Source organism: Leeuwenhoekiella blandensis MED217, from assembly GCF_000152985.1.
Taxonomy (GTDB): Bacteria; Bacteroidota; Bacteroidia; order Flavobacteriales; family Flavobacteriaceae; genus Leeuwenhoekiella; species Leeuwenhoekiella blandensis.
The window spans coordinates 2,418,310-2,435,236 of the sequence record NZ_CH672395.1 but is presented as its reverse complement, the minus strand read 5'-3'; the positions used below and the strand labels follow the sequence as shown (position 1 = coordinate 2,435,236).

The window sequence follows — 16,927 nt, the reverse complement described above, 5'->3', positions numbered from 1 at the left end:
AAATTTTGATGCAAATATAACGGAAAAACAGCCGCTTCAAGTATGTGTTCAAATCAAAAATATAAAGCGTTTAAAACCCGTGAATTCTATTCCTTTTTCGCTGCTTTGATCATCTCGATATAAAAATCTTTAGTAAGCTGATTCTTAGAAACGCCTATGTTTTCCATAAGGTCATAAAGCTTTTCAAAAAGTGCATCGGTGTGAGATTCTTCATTGGTGTTGGTCTCAATTTCAATAAAAGAATCTTTGAGTTCGTCAAATTGTACCAAAGCAATTTCAACTGAAGCCTCTAAATACTTTAGATTGAAGATTTCGCAGTGCTTGGTGTAATGCGCGCTCTTTTGGTAGCCCAACTTAAAAAGGATCTGCTCCGTATTAGAATGGTTTAAAACTAAGGTTTCATATTCAGGCTTTGAACGTGTTACTTGCTCAAAAGGCTTGTCTTTAAAGGTGAGGTAGTGTTTTTCCTCAGCAGTATCCAGATTTGTCTTTGTACGCAATCTAAACTCTTGATCTTCCTCTGTAAGCTCACCATTTTTATCATAATAGCGATCATCGTAATCTAATTTGTAGTGCGAATCAATATTCAACTTTTGAATTTGAGCACGTGTTTGCTCATAATCTTTGAGCCGTGCAGTAAGTTCTACTTCGTACATAAAATGTTTTTGTTAACCTAAAAATACACATCTAAGCTTAGAAGAAATTTAAAACTGAACGACTTTATGAATAAAAGTCAATTTTTTTATAACCGGAGGGGAAAGCACAAATGGGTAAGCATCCTGATGCCCCACACTTCGGTTCAGCGAATTGAGCGCGTAGGTTAGGGGTAAATAATGTTTAATGATGTTCTGAAAATCTTTTTCCTCATAGGGGTCAAAATCACAGGCAACCTCAAGGTTTAGTACTTTAGATATTTCTGGATCTAAACTTAGACCAAAGCTATACGAGGTTTCTAGCATATCCATTAGGTGCAGGTAGTGCGCCCAAGTTTCTGCCCAATCTTCCCAAGCGTGCATGGTCGCATAACTACTGATGTAATTTTCACGCCAATTTACGGGTGCGCCATTTTTGTAATGCGCTTGCAAGGCTGCAGCATAGTCTTGAGTGTCATCACCAAAAAGAGCTCTAAATTCATCTAGATTTTTTGGGTTAGGCTGAATTAGAACTTCCCAGTAAAAGTGACCAACTTCGTGTCTAAAATGCCCCAAAAGCGTTCGATAGCGTTCTGAAAGTTGCTCTTTGATGTATTCTCTATGTGCTGCATTGGCTTCCTGAATATTAAGTGTTATCAATCCGTTTGCGTGTCCTGTTTTTATGGCAGAAGGATTGTTAGGATCTGGAGCCAAAAAATCAAACCTAAGATTCAGCGGTTGATCATTAATGTTGAATTTTGTAGGAAGCTTCAGTTTATGAAGTGAGTAAAATAAGCGATGTTTTGCTGTTTCAATTTTCTGCCAATCCAGTTTATTCTCTGCATCATTCAAATCGGGAATAGTTCGATTAGAACTACAAGCTTCACAAAAAGAAGTGCCACTTTCGGTAGAAACCAGCCAATTGCAAGCATTGTGCTTGTGATTGGCGCAGTAGGTGAGTGCGCTCCCTTGCTGTAACGGACTATAAACTGTTTTGCTTGCTGCAGGGAAGGAAAGAATTTCTTCAATTGTATTGAAGTAGCCCAAATTATTACCGCATTTTTCGCAGGTTGTATTTTCGAAATACACCGGATTCTTACAATTAGTACACTGAAAAAGTTTCATGGGCTTATGGTTGGTAGTTTGTTGTAAATGTAGTGTTTAGCCGAAGTAACTTTTCTTAATTTAATACGAAATAAAGCATAAAAAAAATCCGAAGCAGTACTTCGGATTTTTATCAATTATATGGTCTTGTAACTATCTGTGAATCGTTTGTGTTCTATCTGGTCCCACAGAAACGATTTTGATAGGTACATTCAATTCTTTTTCTAAGAACTCGATATATGCATTAAGCTCTTTAGGAAGCTGCTCATCGCCTTTCATCTTGGTAAGATCTTCTTCCCAGCCTTTCATTTCAGAATATACAGGCTCTACATTTTCGGGCTCAATGTTGTAAGGAAGGTGGTCAATTACTTCGCCTTTATATTTGTACTGCGTACAAATTTTAAGCGTGTCAAAACCACTCAAAACATCACCCTTCATCATCATCAATTGGGTTACCCCGTTTACGCGAACAGCATACTTTAACGCTACAAGGTCTAACCATCCACAACGGCGCGGTCTACCGGTCGTTGCTCCAAACTCGTTACCCACGCGTCCCATAGTTTCACCAACTTCATCAAAAAGTTCGGTAGGGAAGGGCCCAGAGCCTACACGTGTTGTGTATGCTTTAAAAATCCCAAAAACATCACCTATTTGATTAGGTGCTACTCCAAGTCCTGTACAAGCACCGGCTGCAGTAGTATTTGAAGATGTTACGAAAGGATAGGTTCCAAAATCAATATCCAATAAAGATCCCTGTGCACCTTCAGCTAAAATAGATTTTCCGGCTTGTTGTGCTTGGTATAGATATTCTTCAGAATCAATAAAGGTTAGCTCTTTTAAAACTTCAACAGCCTTAAAAAATTCAGCTTCTAATTCATCAAGATCGTATTCAATCTTAGCATCGTAAAAGTCAATCATATCAATATGCTTGTCTCTTAGTGCTGCATAGCGTTCTTTCCAGTCTTCAAGCTCAAGATCTCCTACGCGAATACCGTTACGCCCGGTTTTATCCATATACGTTGGGCCGATACCTTTTAAAGTAGAGCCAATTTTAGCCTTTCCTTTTGAAGCTTCAGAAGCAGCATCAAGTAAGCGATGCGTAGGTAAGATTAGGTGCGCTTTACGTGAAATAAGGAGTTTCTCTGCGATATTCAGTTTAAACTGCGCTAGATTGTCTAATTCTTTTTTAAAGATGACAGGGTCAATCACAACGCCGTTACCTACAAGGTTGATGGCGTTCTCGTGAAATATTCCCGATGGGATCGTGTGTAAAACGTGTTTGATGCCATCAAATTCAAGGGTGTGTCCTGCGTTAGGCCCGCCTTGAAAGCGCGCAATAATATCATAATCTTTTGTAAGAACATCTACGATTTTGCCCTTACCTTCGTCTCCCCATTGGAGACCAAGAAGTAAATCTACTGCCATTTATGAGTTGTTGTCTTCGGTTGTATTTTCGGTTGAATCTTTTTGCTTTCTGTTACCGTAAAAATAAAGGGAGTGTTTGTTAATATCAATATCAAAAACCTCTTCTATGGTTTTTTTGATAGACTCGATACGTGGGTCACAAAACTCTATGACCTCACCGGTATCTGTAAGAATAACGTGGTCGTGCTGCTTGTCAAAATAGGATTTCTCATATTGAGATTGGTTTTGGCCAAACTGATGCTTACGCACTAAACCACAAGCCAGTAGAAGTTCTATCGTGTTGTAAAGCGTTGCTCTACTTACCCGATATTTTTTATTCTTCATACTGATATATAGGGTCTCGATATCAAAATGATCATTGTAATTATAAATCTCCTGTAAGATCGCATAACGCTCTGGAGTTTTACGATGACCGTTTTCTTCTAGAAACTTAGTGAAGACGTTTTTAACGACTTCCTGATCTTTATTTATTGTAGCTTTTGGTATCATAATAGTTTTGCAAACTTACGCATTTACAGACGTATGACTTTGTCGATACCGTTTATTTTTTTCAAGTTTTCGATGAGTCTGTGTAAATGCTTCTTGTTTTGTACGATGACCGTAATGTTGCCTTTAAAAACGCCATCGTTAGTGGTAAAATTCAAGCCACGCATATTTACATGCATATGTTCTGAAATTTCACGGGTCACGTGATTAACCAGTCCGAGGGTGTCGATTCCTGTTAATTCAAGATCTGCTCTAAATTCTTGAGCAGAGGAGTCTATCCATTTTGCAGGAATAATGCGATAGGCATAATTACTTTGTAATTGAATCGCATTAGGACAGTTTTGTTTATGCACTTTGATACCGTCTGAAACGGTAGTGAAACCAAAAACTTTATCACCTGGAATAGGGTTACAGCAAGGAGCTAGGGTGTAGTCTAACTTTTGCTCGTCTTTACCAAAAACAAGGAGGTCAAATTTATCGGTAATCTCATCTTTGTCTACGTTTTCTGCAACCGGTGTTTTTCTGATCTTATTCTTAAAGAAGCTTACAATGGCACTGCTGCGTGAGGCTGCATACTCTTTGATCATTTTATTGTCGATCGTTCCGATACCTACTCTGTAAAAAAGATCCAGGCTCGTTTTAAGCTTAAAATAAATGACCATCTCATTGATGATGTTTTGATCCAACGAGATTTTTTGAGAGCGCAACTTGCGGGTAAGAATCACTTTACCGTCCTCGGCGATGGTTTTCTTCTCGTCTTTAAGCGAAGATTTAATCTTAGATCTGGCGCGGGCAGTCGTTGCATAATCCAACCAGTTGTTGTTAGGCTTTGCATGCTCAGAAGTGATGATCTCCACTTGATCTCCACTTTTTAATTCGTGACTTAGTGGAACCAATTTTCCATTTACACGAGCGCCGCGGGTATGCATTCCTATTTCGGTGTGAATACTGAAAGCAAAATCAAGCGGTGTAGCCGCTTTTGGTAAGGATTTTAGATCCCCTTGCGGCGTAAATACAAAAATCTCTTTGTTGTAAAGGTTGAGTTTAAATTGTTCTACAAAGTCAACAGCGTTGGTCTCATTATTCTCGAGGGCATCTTGTAGACGGTTAAGCCATTCATCAAGGGTTTGGTCTTCTTCATTTTCATTGGAAGCTCCTTGCTTGTATTTATAATGCGCAGCATAACCTTTTTCTGCAATTTCGTTCATACGCTCAGAACGTATTTGCACTTCAACCCAACGTCCTTTTAAGCCCATAACGGTGATGTGAAGCGCTTCATATCCAGTTGATTTTGGAGATGAAATCCAGTCGCGTAAGCGTGTGGGATTGGGTCTAAAGTGATCTGTAACTATGGAATAGATTTTCCAAGCCAGAAATTTTTCGCTTTCAGGGGTTGCCTTGTAAATAATTCTGATCGCAAACTTGTCATAAACCTCGTCAAACGGAATATTCTGTTTGAGCATTTTACGACGAATACTGTAAATAGATTTTGGACGGCCTTTGATCTCGTAATCCAGAATTTCTTTATCAAGCGATTGCTGAACCGCGCGTGTAAACTCTTCAATATATTGATCTTGCTGCTCTTTGGTCTCTTTCATTTTGCGAGAAATATCTTTGAATATTTCTGGCTCTGTGTATTTTAGACCAAGATCCTCAAGTTCGGTTTTGATGTTGTAAAGCCCTATTCTATGCGCAAGAGGAGCATAGATGTATAGTGTTTCACTTGCAATTTTAATTTGCTTATCAGGCCGCATAGAATCCATTGTTTGCATATTGTGCAAACGGTCTGCGATCTTGATGATAATTACCCTAACGTCGTCGTTTATGGTAAGTAACATCTTTCTAAAATTCTCTGCCTGTAGCGAGACGTCCCGGTGTTTTTTAAGATTTGAGATTTTTGTGAGTCCGTCAACGATTCTGGCAACTGTAGGGCCAAAACGTTCCTCTAAATCTTCAAGCGTATAAATAGTATCTTCAACAACATCGTGCAAGAGCGCTGCAGCAATAGAAGTTGCATCCATCCCAATTTCACTGGCTACAATGCGTGCAACAGCAAGCGGGTGAAAAATGTAAGCCTCACCAGACTTACGACGTTGATCTTTGTGCGCATCAACAGCTACGTCAAACGCCTCTCTGATCAATTTTTTATCATCATCAGAAAGCGTACGATAACTTATGCGTAACAGTTCTTTATACTGTCTGGCGAGCTCTTTATTTTCTTTTTCTATATCAACGGGAGTCATAATTTAAAAGTACAATTATATCCTAAAAAAGCAAATGGATTTTGACAGTGTTTGAGGTTTATCTGAATAAATAAAAAGCGTGTTTTTTACGCTTTTAAATTGCGGTAACGCTGCAAAAGCGTAGGATGAGAATAATGCAATTTTACATACAATGGATGCGGAGTTAAATTACTCAGATTGTTGCGGGACAATTTTTTAAGCGAAGTGATCAAAGGGTCTCCCGCGTAGGTGTTTTTGGCAAAATTATCGGCTTGATACTCAAATTTTCTGGAAAGCACGCTCATTAAAAATCCGGTGATTCCACTAATGGGGCTATATAAAATACCAAAAGCGATAAGGCCTATATGAAAACTGGGTTCATCAACACCTAAAGCTTCAGAAAAAACAGCGTTGCTGATGAACATGCCTAAAAGCCAAAGCGTAAAACCGGTGAGGATGATGGAGGAAATCAGATTGATGATGATGTGATTTTTTTTGTAATGTCCTACTTCATGCGCAAGAACAGCGACGATCTCTTCTTCGTCCAAATCATTGATCAAAGTGTCGTAAAGGGTAATGCGCTTTTCTGAGCCAAAGCCTGAAAAATAGGCGTTGGCTTTAGTGCTTCGTTTGGAGCCATCGATCACAAAAATATTATTCAGTTTAAAACCAACCGTAGCGGCGTATTTTTCAATTTTATCACGTAAGGAACCGTCTTCTAACGGAGTTTGTTTATTGAAAAGCGGAACAATAAGTTTGGCATAAAACATATTCATTACCAGAGCAAAAACCGCAAAGACGATCCAGGCGTATACCCAAAATAAACTTCCGCTAATTTGATAAAACCAAATTATAAGTGCCAGTAATCCACCGCCAACGATGATGGTCATCAACCAACCCTTCAGTTTATCTGCTATAAAAAGTTTGGGTGTAGATTTATTAAAATCGAAACGCTCTTCGATTACAAATGTCTTGTAATAACTAAAAGGCGTGGTTAAAATATCAGACCCGAGCATAATGATTCCGAAGAAAATAAGACCAACGATAATCTCATTATCACTTATGCTTCTGGCGATTTGATCTATAAAAGCAAACCCATGGAGAAAGAAAAACAGTAATGTTACCACGAGCATAAAACTTGAAGTAAGCGTACTGAATTTGGCATTTACTTTTTTATATTCTTGCGACTTCCGGTAGGTTTCTGCATCGTAAACATCTGCCAATTCTTTAGGGATAGGATCATCAAAATGTTTTGCATTTAGCCAATCAAGAAATTGGTCAACAGCAAAACTGATCACGATAAAAGCAATGATGATATAAAAAACAAGAGTGGGTGTCATAATAGGGATTTTAAAGAGTAAAGCCGCGTTGCCTGCGTGCTTCAAAAATAAGAATCGCTGCAGCTACCGAAACATTCATCGAGTCTAACCGGCCTTGCATTGGGATGATGATATTTTGCTTAGCGGCAGCACGCCAAGCTTCAGAGAGGCCGTCTGCTTCGGTGCCCACAACCAAGGCAGAAGCGGTGGTGAAATCTTGTTTTTCATAAGAGATCGCTTCTTGCAAAATAGCAGTGTAAATCGCGATGTTTTTTTGCTTCAGGAAATCAATTACCTCTTGTGTGCTTCCCGTGGCAACAGGAACCGTAAAAAGTCCGCCTACGCTAGAACGTATAATGTTTGGGTTGTAAAGATCAGTTCTGGGATTTGCCAAGATAAAAGCGTCAACACCTGCGGCATCAGCAGTGCGTAATAAGGCTCCTATATTCCCCGGTTTTTCTGGTGCTTCAGCAACCATAATTAGCGGGTTTTTAGGAAGATCAAGAGCTGATAATGTGTTTTTTTTCGCTTTCGCGGAAGCGATAATTCCTTCGGTGCCTGAGCGGTAAGCGATTTTTTTATAGACTTCTTCGGTAACTTCGATCTGAGTTACTTCAGCAGAAAGTTTTGATTGAAGCGCTGCAAGTTCTTCCGCATCAGCGATAGCAGAACAAAAGAGAAGTTGCGTCAGTTGAAATCCGGCGTCCAAAGCGAGATTGATTTCGCGTACGCCTTCGATTAAAAACTCACCTGTTTTACGACGAATTCTTGATTTTTCCTGAAGCGCAACAAGCTGCTTGACGGTTGGATTTTGTGTGCTGCTGATTTCTTTAATCATAAAACAAAGATACTAAAGCTGTAGCAGCTTATTCTTTATTAGAAGTACTGTCGACCACTTTTTTAAAAACATAATGTTCCTTAAGTGTTTCAAGAAATTTGGTTTTAGAATATCCAGAATCTTGTTTGCTAATCAGTTTAAGGTGAAGTCTTTCATTATCTCTTATGATTAAGCTGTCTTGCTCTTCATAGAGTGCGTTAACCACTTTTTGTAAACTGAAATTTTGTGCTTCAAGGCACAGGAGATTCCCTTCAGAAGTGGTTTCAAAAGTCAAACGAGGAGCTTCATCAACCAAGTAAGTAAGTCCGGCGGCTTCAATTTTTACTTTCTCATCGTCAACAAGCGTCATAAATACATTGTGATAGAAAAGAATCCCCATCATAATCAAGATGAAATTATGACTAAAATGTCCCAAAATTGCCCAAATATAACCGAGTTTTAGTCTAAAAAAACTAAAAATGATTCCGGCAAAAAGTTGAGCGCCTACCAGAATGGGTGACAACACAAAGAAAAAAAAATCGACATTGCTGTAATTTGAGATGTGTACAAAGCCAAATGCTGCCGAAAATAGGTAAACGATAATACGCAGGTGTTTTTTCCAGAAGGTTTCTAAATCAACTTTAAAGAGGTAAGCGATCAAACGCATCAGATAGTTGCGCTTGTATTTTAAGGGAAATCTAAAGATGAGTTCTTCGAGTAGGGGAGGCAAAATGGTGACAAAAACAATCGTCATCCAAAAACTGTACAGTTCCTGATTTAGTATGTTTTCATATTCTTCGGTTAAAGGTGCGAGAAAACTTATAAAAATGATCAAAAGGAAAGCAATACCAAAATCATAAAGTATTCCGGAAACTAAAAATTTCAGTTTTTGCCAAAGAGAAATTTGAAGCGGGATATCATCTGGCTTTTTTATAAAATCATTAATGATGTGAATTCGTGAGCGTAATCCCATTTCGGCTTAATTATAAAGATTTCTGCCTTACTTCTTAAAAATAGGGATTAGATACGAAATCGTATATCCGTAGCCGGCGCCATACACATTATCAAAAGTTACTTTGTTATATCCCGGAGCATATAGATTTGTAAAGTCGTCAGGCGCTTTTTGTGAAAGAATACGCTTCAATTGCACGTTGAGACCCATATATAGGTTATTAAATAATTCAACCTGAAGTCCCATCTGAAGTTCTGCCCAGATTAAATTAAGGTTAGAATAATTACGCGGATCTGTACGTACATCAGGCTCGTAAAAGGAATTGGTGGTATAAATGGTATAATTATTCAGATCCTGATTAAATGTGGAAAAACCTAAGTGAAATCCAACGTAAATGAGGTTAGACATTCCTTCCCAATTGTTGTAGGCATTGTAATTGATTCCGGCTTTTAGATAACTTCCTTCAACCTGAGCGTCATAAGTAGGCTCATCAAATTCTTTGGTTTCGATACCCAATTCTGCTGCCAGATAATACCGGTCTTTAATTCTAAAATCACCAACAATCGCCAGACCTTGATAGGTGTCATCAAGAAAGGAGCGCAGCGGTTTACTGAGTTCTAAACCTATGCGCAATCCGTAGCTGTTTGTCTTTGTGGCAGTATCAAGTGTGTCTACAGTTGTTGAATCTGTAGCGCTTTCCTGAGCGATTCCCTGTTCGTTTTGCGCGTTAAGCGAAAAACAAGTCACCAGTGTAAAACTAATGACGAATAAAAACCTGTGTAGTGTCTTCATTAGTTATGGTTCTGGTGTTAATAATAATATCGTCAATCCATCGTCCATCGGTACCAGGATTGTATTGAATAGTGAGATTTGAAAAGCTCACGCGATAGCCACAAGCTCTGCTGATGAATTCTTCTTGCGGCGTATAATTAAAGGTTACCGTATCTGCATTATCAGGATCTTCGGCAGCGACGAGGTTATTCGGATTTTTTACAAAAACCAAAACTGTAGCCGTAGTATCTGTTCGCAACGGAATTTCTACCTGTGAGCTACTGGTGTACGGTAAGCTATCAGAAAAATCAGGCTTGTAAATGGTAATGTTAAGCGGTTTTTCTTCAGTGGTATTGTCGGTATCTTGAAAACCAATAGTAAGTACCGGTGTGGTAGGTGTGCTCGCTGCACAGATATCATCGCGCTCGCAAGAAATCGCGATGAGCGCAATGATAAAAACTAATAAAATCCCGTTTTTAAGCATGAGCTTTATTTCAGTTTTAATAAAACTACGTTTTCTACGTGATGTGTCTGCGGGAACATATCTACCGGTTGAACGCGTTCTACTTTATAATATGGGTCTAACAACGCAAGATCCCTGGCTTGTGTTGCACTGTTACAGCTCACATAAACAATGCGATCTGCTTTAATTTTTATAAGTTGAGCAACCACATCTTTGTGCATCCCGTCGCGAGGTGGATCTGTGATCACGACGTCAGGCTGACCGTGCTGAGCAATGAATGCATCGTTGAATACATTTTTCATATCACCCACATAGAACTCAACGTTTTCTATTTCGTTTAATTGCGCATTTTCTTTTGCAGCAATAATCGCATCAGGCACGGCTTCAACACCAATCACCTTTTTAGCCTTTTTGGCAACAAACTGAGCAATAGTACCCGTTCCTGTGTAAAGGTCAAAAACCGTTTCATCGCCTTTCAATTCAGCAAAATCTCGGGTAATTTTGTAAAGTTCGTACGCTTGTTCAGAGTTGGTTTGATAAAAAGATTTGGCGTTTATTTTAAACTTAAGTCCTTCCATCTCTTCAAAAATATGATCTCTTCCGGCGTAGCAAATAATATCTTGATCATAAATAGTGTCATTACCTTTCTCGTTAATAACATAAAGTAGCGAAGTAATTTCAGGAAAGGTTTCCTTTAAATACTCAAGAACCAGTTTGCGTTGAGCTTCGGCATCTTCAAAAAATTGAACTAAAACCATCAGTTCACCGGTACTACTCGTACGAATCATAAGCGTACGCAGGAGTCCTTCTTGATTGCGCGCATTAAAAAACGGAATGTTGTTTTTTGTGGCAAACTCTTTCACGCCGTTGCGTATGGCATTGCTGGGGTCGCGTTGCAGATGACACTTGTCAATGTCTAGAATTTTGTCCCACATCCCCGGAATATGAAAGCCCAGCGCGTTGCGATCTTCAATGATCTCATCGCTTTGTATTTGCTTCAGTGTAAGCCATTTGCTGTCACTAAAGGAAAATTCCATTTTATTTCGGTAGAAGTAAATGTCTTTACTACCGCTAATGGGGGTGATGTCTGGCAAGTCAATTTTGCCCAAACGCTGCAGGTTGTTGACCACTTCACGCTGCTTATATTCCAGCTGATAGTCGTAATGCATATTTTGCCATTTACAACCGCCGCAGGTCCCAAAATGTTTACAAACCGGCTCGGTGCGCTTAGGAGAATATTCATGAATTTTTATCGCTTTGCCTTCATAGTAGGCTTTGCGCTGCTTCATTGTTTGAATATCTACCACATCACCGGGTACTGCATTGCTAATAAAAATTACACGCCCATCTGGCGCTTTGGCAATAGATTTCCCTTTTGCGCCGGCATCTGTAACCAACACATTTGAGAATATTTTTCTGGATTTCTTTCTTCTTGACACGCGGCAAAAATAGTATAAATAAGACGATATGCAGAACCGCTTTTTAATATGTTTTAGCGAAATAATGCTTGGCGGGATATTTATGGATTATCAGGTTACACCGAAGCTTAATTCTTAAGTTTTCTGCTTTATTTTTAGTAATTTGCGATTTCTTAATAAGGATGATTTCTCTCCTTAATACGATGCTATGAAAAATGAATTTTCAAGAGTGCATCAAAAGCAGGAATCGTTGAAAGATTACCTTTAAAATTTTTACAAAATGACTACTGTAGATCAACTTACTTCACAAGAGGCGATTGCTCTTGAGGACAAGCACGGCGCGCACAATTATCACCCGCTTCCTGTGGTGCTAAAACGTGGCGAAGGCGTTTACGTGTGGGATGTAGAAGATAAAAAGTATTATGATTTTTTATCAGCATATTCAGCAGTTAACCAAGGGCATTGTCACCCGGCCATTGTAGGCGCAATGACAAAACAAGCCGAAGTGCTTACACTTACCTCTCGCGCTTTTCATAATGATGTGTTAGGTCGTTATGAGAAGTATGCCACCGAATATTTTGGGTTTGACAAGTTGTTACCTATGAATACCGGTGCCGAAGCGGTAGAGACGGCTATAAAAATCGCTCGTAAATGGGCGTATGAAGAAAAAGGCGTTCCAGAGCAAGACGCGCAGATCATTGTTTGCGAAAATAATTTCCACGGAAGAACAACAACCATCATTTCTTTTTCTAACGATGAAGATGCACGTAAAAACTTTGGACCATACACTCCGGGATTTATAAAAATACCCTACGATGATACCGAAGCGCTTGAAAAAGCTTTAAAAGAAAATGATAATATCGCAGGTTTTTTAGTGGAGCCTATACAAGGTGAAGCTGGTGTTTACACGCCAAGTGATGATTTTATCAAGAAATCACAAGCCATATGTAAAGCACATAATGTATTGTTTATTGCAGACGAAATTCAAACGGGTATTGCGCGCACCGGAGCCTTACTTGCTGTTTGTGGTAACTGTACTTGCGAAGGGCATTGTGAGCAGCAGGAAACTTACACGCGTCCAGATATTTTAATTTTAGGAAAGGCACTTTCTGGTGGAGCCTATCCTGTTTCTGCAGTATTGGCTGATGATCCTGTAATGAATGTTATTAAACCAGGTCAGCACGGTTCTACTTTTGGTGGAAACCCTGTAGCTGGGGCGGTGGCAATGGCAGCGCTAGATGTGGTGAAAGATGAGAAGTTGGCTCAAAATGCTAGAGTTTTAGGTGAATTATTTCGTAAGAAACTCAATGAATATATTGAAGGAAGTTCAATAGTGAATTTGGTTCGCGGTCGCGGATTGTTAAACGCCATTGTGATCAATGATTCTGAAGACAGCAGTACGGCTTGGGACATTTGTATGGCTTTGAAAGAAAACGGATTGCTGGCAAAACCAACGCATGGGAATATCATTCGTTTTGCACCACCATTGGTTATGAATGAAGCGCAATTGCTAGATTGTGTTGCTATCATCATCAAAACCTTAAAGGCATTTGAGAAGTAAAAAGTCTGAATATATTTTCATAAAAAAGGAGCGCAAATTGCGCTCCTTTTTTATTGGCATCTGTTAAAGGTAAAAATGCTTAAGCTTATTTACTGTATTTCTAACAATTCAACATCAAAAGCAATAGCGGTATATGGTGGAATTGGTCCGCTCCCGTAAACGCCGTAGGCCAAGCTTGCCGGCATTAATAAGGTAGCTGAGCCACCTTCTTGAATAAGCTGAATTCCTTCAGAAAAACCAGCGATTACATTCTCAAGGTTAAACTGCACCGCTCTGGTAGATTGGTCAAATACGTTTTCATTTAAAAAATAACCCTTGTAGTTCACACTAACATCTGCATCTGCTGCAGGCGTGTCGCCGGTTCCTTCAGCGGTAATAACATAATACAAGCCGCTTTCTGTACGTGTAGCTTCAAGATCATTTGCTTCGATATAAGCAAGGATTTCTGCTTCATTACGTTCAAAAGCTTCCTCCGGAGTTTCAGTTACAGGAGTTTCATAATCGGTATCGTCTGTTCCGCAAGAGATTAAGGCGGTTAGGCCTATTATTGCTGAAATTAATTTAAAATACGCGTTTGTCGTTTTTAGCATCATAATGTAAAATGTGATTTTTTGTTTACACCTTTTAGACGCTAATAGCTTTAAATGGTTGCTTCGGTTATAGCAATTTTTTTGTTGAGAGAATATTATTAAAATCTATAACCTACTTGTATGCCTCCTCTAAAATAAAAGTCTAAGTCAATATAATCGTCATTAACTTCTGAACCAAAAAGATTGCGACCTACTCCTAAAAGCGGCTCAATGACAAAGCCGTTATTGCTCGCCCATTTGTATCCTAAAGCGAAGCCGGCACCAAATGCGGTCGTGCTGTTTTCTATCCGGGTTTCAGGCTGATATTCAGAATCAACGCTGTAGGTGAACTCGTAGTAATAATCTTCAAACCCACCTACATTGAGGTGCCCTTCAGCGAAGAGACCCTGAGCACGTTTTTCTTGACGATTGAAGAAATACTGCCTGTAAAATGGCGTGATAGCCCACGTTATGATGTCATCGCTTTCTTTTCCTCCATCAAATGTAATGGAGATACCGGCACCGGAATATTTACTTATGAGATACTCATAAGTAAATTCAATATTAGCAACAGCGATTAACTCAATGGCATCTAATTTAATCTCGTGCTTTTTATCTAAAAAACTCTCTTCTTCCTGAGCGACTACGCTTGTTGATAGTGTTAGCAGAAGAACGACGCTTAATTTTTTGAGCATTTCGTGTTTTGTGATTGATTACATCACAAAGATGCTCTAATTATCAAAAGGTTGCGCTGTTTTTGATTTTTATTTTTTAGCAGCCAATTCAGCTATTTTGATAATAACTTCAGTAGCCTTGATCATACTTTCTACAGGCACGTATTCAAATCTTCCGTGGAAATTATGTCCCCCCGCAAAAATATTAGGGCAGGGTAATCCCATAAATGAAAGCTGAGAACCATCGGTACCTCCTCGTATAGGTTTAATAATAGGCTCAACGTCTACCGCACGCATTGCTTTTTCTGCCAATTCTACAATATGCATTACCGGTTCGATTTTCTCGCGCATATTAAAGTATTGATCTTTAATTTCTATTGAAATTAGCTCTAAGCCGTATTGACTATTGATTTCTGCCGCAAGATTATTCAGTACTTCTTTACGCGCTTCAAAATGCTCTTTGTCGTGATCTCGCAAAATGTATTCAAGAACGGTTTCTTCAACATCACCATGGATTCCGTTTAAGTGAAAAAATCCTTCACGCCCTGAAGTATGCTCTGGAGTTTCTAATCTTGGAAGCGAACTGATAAAATCTTGTGCGATATGAATGCTGTTGATCATTTTACCTTTGGCATAACCGGGATGTACACTTTTTCCCTTAACAAAAACCTTGACCCCTGCAGCATTAAAGTTTTCAAATTCGAGTTCGCCAATTTGGCTACCGTCCATCGTATATGCCCATTCCGCTCCAAATTTTTCAACATCAAATTTATGGGCGCCACGGCCAATTTCTTCATCAGGAGTAAATCCTATGCGTATGGGACCGTGTTCGATCTCCGGATGGCTTTTGAGGTATAGTGCTGCCTCCATAATTTCGGTAATACCGGCTTTATCATCGGCGCCAAGCAGTGTTGTCCCGTCAGTAGTGATCAGGGTTTGTCCTTTGTAATCTAAAAGCTCGTCAAAATCATCTGGAGAGAGAATAATGTCTGCCTCCTCATTAAGAACGATGTCTTTACCATTGTAATTCTCAATGATTTGAGGATTTACATTAGTTCCGCTAAAATCTGGCGTAGTGTCATAATGTGCAATAAAACCAATCGTAGGCAATGGCTTGTCTACAGTTGCTGGTAGCGTTGCCATAATATAACCGTTATCGTCGATACTTACCTCAGAGAGTCCCATATCAAGAAGTTCCTGATGTAATTTGTGAGCAAGGTCCCATTGTTCTTGAGTACTTGGAGTAGTGCTGCTGTTTTCATCACTTTGTGTATCTATGGTGACATAGCTTACAAAACGCTTTATTAGGAGGTCTTTTTGGATCATAGACAAATTTTAAACTTGATAGTTTTAGGTTGTAAAGGTACTGTTATGATCAAAAAATAAAATACAGAGAATCAATTTTATAAAATATTTAATTCGGTGTAATAGCAGCAGTTTTTCTTTTGAGTTGAGGTACTTAAAGCTATTTTTGCCAGACCTTAAAACCGACCTCTATGTATAAAAGCATTGTACGCCCCTTACTTTTTAAATTTGATCCGGAAGGTGTTCATCATTTTAGCTTCAGAAGTATAAAATTACTAAGCAAATTAGGGCTTACACGGCTTGCTAAATCTTCTTTTCAAGTAGAAGATAAAGCTTTGGAGCGTGAGGTTTTTGGGCTGAAATTTAAAAATCCGGTAGGACTTGCCGCAGGTTTTGATAAGGATGCCAAGTTGTATCAGGAACTTTCAGATTTTGGTTTTGGGTTTGTAGAAATTGGAACGCTTACTCCAAAACCGCAGCCGGGAAATCCTAAAAAGCGTCTTTTTAGACTGAAGGAAGATCAGGCGATCATCAACCGTATGGGATTTAATAACGGCGGAGTGGAAGCAGCAGTAACCCGGCTGAAGAAAAACAAGAATGTTTTAATAGGCGGAAACATTGGTAAAAATAAAGTCACTCCTAACGAGGAAGCTTTTAACGACTATAAGATTTGTTTTGAGGCGCTTTATGATTATGTAGATTATTTTGTGGTTAATGTGAGTTCGCCAAACACACCCAATTTACGCGCATTACAGGACAAAGAACCACTAACTAAACTGCTTGCCGGTCTTCAGGAACTCAACAAGCTAAAAGGAGGGAAGCCTATTCTTTTAAAAATTGCTCCAGATCTTACCGATGAGCAATTATTAGATATTATTGATATTGTAAAAACAACGCAGATCGCCGGTGTTATCGCGACCAATACAACTATAAGTCGTGAAGGATTGAAGTCTGAAAATAAGGAGGAAACCGGAGGTTTAAGCGGTAAACCTTTAAAAGATAGGTCTACGGAGGTTATTCGGTTTTTATCGGTTAAAAGCAATAAAGCATTCCCGATAATTGGAGTAGGGGGAATTCATTCTGCAGCAGATGCGCTTGAAAAATTAGAGGCCGGAGCAAGTCTAATTCAGTTATATACCGGATTTATTTACGAAGGACCGGAATTAATAAAGCGTATTAATCAGGAAATTCTGAAGCAGAAATAAAAAG

At 39.1% G+C, this 16,927-nt stretch carries 16 protein-coding genes; 2 read left to right on the top strand and 14 right to left on the bottom strand.

Annotation, left to right across the window (positions count from 1 at the left end; all coding sequences use genetic code 11):
- Positions 1-86: 86 nt before the first annotated feature.
- From MED217_RS10480 to rlmD, 11 genes are all read right to left on the bottom strand, one after another.
- Entirely contained in the window at positions 87-656 is a 570-nt protein-coding gene (locus tag MED217_RS10480; protein ID WP_009780492.1) for a class IV adenylate cyclase, read from the bottom strand.
- Between the two features lie 48 nt (positions 657-704).
- Positions 705-1,757, bottom strand: a complete 1,053-nt coding sequence (locus MED217_RS10475) for a zinc-binding metallopeptidase family protein (protein WP_009780491.1) — start codon at positions 1,755-1,757, stop codon at positions 705-707.
- 132 nt (positions 1,758-1,889) lie between these two features.
- Entirely contained in the window at positions 1,890-3,161 is a 1,272-nt protein-coding gene (locus tag MED217_RS10470) for an adenylosuccinate synthase (RefSeq protein ID WP_009780490.1), read from the bottom strand.
- Positions 3,162-3,650, bottom strand: coding sequence for a Fur family transcriptional regulator (locus tag MED217_RS10465; RefSeq protein ID WP_009780489.1), 489 nt, complete (start codon positions 3,648-3,650; stop codon positions 3,162-3,164).
- Positions 3,651-3,673: 23 nt separating this feature from the next.
- Positions 3,674-5,890: a RelA/SpoT family protein gene (locus MED217_RS10460; RefSeq protein WP_009780488.1), complete on the bottom strand. Its 2,217-nt coding sequence runs from the start codon at positions 5,888-5,890 to the stop codon at positions 3,674-3,676.
- Positions 5,891-5,976: 86 nt separating this feature from the next.
- Positions 5,977-7,209 (bottom strand): M48 family metallopeptidase, encoded by a 1,233-nt coding sequence (locus tag MED217_RS10455; RefSeq protein WP_009780487.1) that lies wholly within the window; start codon positions 7,207-7,209, stop codon positions 5,977-5,979.
- A 10-nt stretch (positions 7,210-7,219) separates the two neighbouring features.
- A complete protein-coding gene (locus MED217_RS10450) occupies positions 7,220-8,026 on the bottom strand; it encodes a TrmH family RNA methyltransferase (RefSeq protein ID WP_009780486.1) in 807 nt (268 codons plus the stop codon).
- Positions 8,027-8,054: 28 nt separating this feature from the next.
- The gene (locus MED217_RS10445; protein WP_009780485.1) at positions 8,055-8,978 is read right to left on the bottom strand and encodes a CPBP family intramembrane glutamic endopeptidase; all 924 of its coding nucleotides are present in this window, start codon (positions 8,976-8,978) and stop codon (positions 8,055-8,057) included.
- A gap of 27 nt (positions 8,979-9,005) precedes the next feature.
- Complete coding sequence (locus MED217_RS10440; protein ID WP_009780484.1) at positions 9,006-9,749, bottom strand: DUF6048 family protein; 744 nt, start codon at positions 9,747-9,749, stop codon at positions 9,006-9,008.
- Complete coding sequence (locus tag MED217_RS10435) at positions 9,715-10,212, bottom strand: DUF6452 family protein (protein ID WP_009780483.1); 498 nt, start codon at positions 10,210-10,212, stop codon at positions 9,715-9,717. Before MED217_RS10435 ends, MED217_RS10440 begins: the two co-directional genes overlap by 35 nt.
- A 5-nt stretch (positions 10,213-10,217) precedes the next feature.
- Positions 10,218-11,630 (bottom strand): 23S rRNA (uracil(1939)-C(5))-methyltransferase RlmD, encoded by a 1,413-nt coding sequence (gene rlmD, locus MED217_RS10430; protein WP_040532747.1) that lies wholly within the window; start codon positions 11,628-11,630, stop codon positions 10,218-10,220.
- A 259-nt stretch (positions 11,631-11,889) separates the two neighbouring features.
- Here rlmD and rocD point away from each other — a divergent pair, with 259 nt between their 5' ends.
- Positions 11,890-13,170 (top strand): ornithine--oxo-acid transaminase, encoded by a 1,281-nt coding sequence (gene rocD, locus MED217_RS10425; protein ID WP_009780481.1) that lies wholly within the window; start codon positions 11,890-11,892, stop codon positions 13,168-13,170.
- 89 nt (positions 13,171-13,259) lie between these two features.
- Here rocD and MED217_RS10420 read toward each other — a convergent pair whose 3' ends face one another.
- From MED217_RS10420 to pepT, 3 genes are all read right to left on the bottom strand, one after another.
- Positions 13,260-13,763, bottom strand: coding sequence for an FKBP-type peptidyl-prolyl cis-trans isomerase (locus MED217_RS10420; protein ID WP_009780480.1), 504 nt, complete (start codon positions 13,761-13,763; stop codon positions 13,260-13,262).
- 95 nt (positions 13,764-13,858) lie between these two features.
- Complete coding sequence (locus MED217_RS10415) at positions 13,859-14,434, bottom strand: DUF3575 domain-containing protein (RefSeq protein WP_009780479.1); 576 nt, start codon at positions 14,432-14,434, stop codon at positions 13,859-13,861.
- Between the two features lie 69 nt (positions 14,435-14,503).
- Positions 14,504-15,739, bottom strand: coding sequence for a peptidase T (gene pepT / locus MED217_RS10410; RefSeq protein WP_009780478.1), 1,236 nt, complete (start codon positions 15,737-15,739; stop codon positions 14,504-14,506).
- A gap of 170 nt (positions 15,740-15,909) precedes the next feature.
- Between pepT and MED217_RS10405 the strand changes: the two genes are divergently transcribed.
- Positions 15,910-16,923, top strand: coding sequence for a quinone-dependent dihydroorotate dehydrogenase (locus MED217_RS10405; protein WP_009780477.1), 1,014 nt, complete (start codon positions 15,910-15,912; stop codon positions 16,921-16,923).
- The last annotated feature ends 4 nt before the right edge of the window (positions 16,924-16,927 follow it).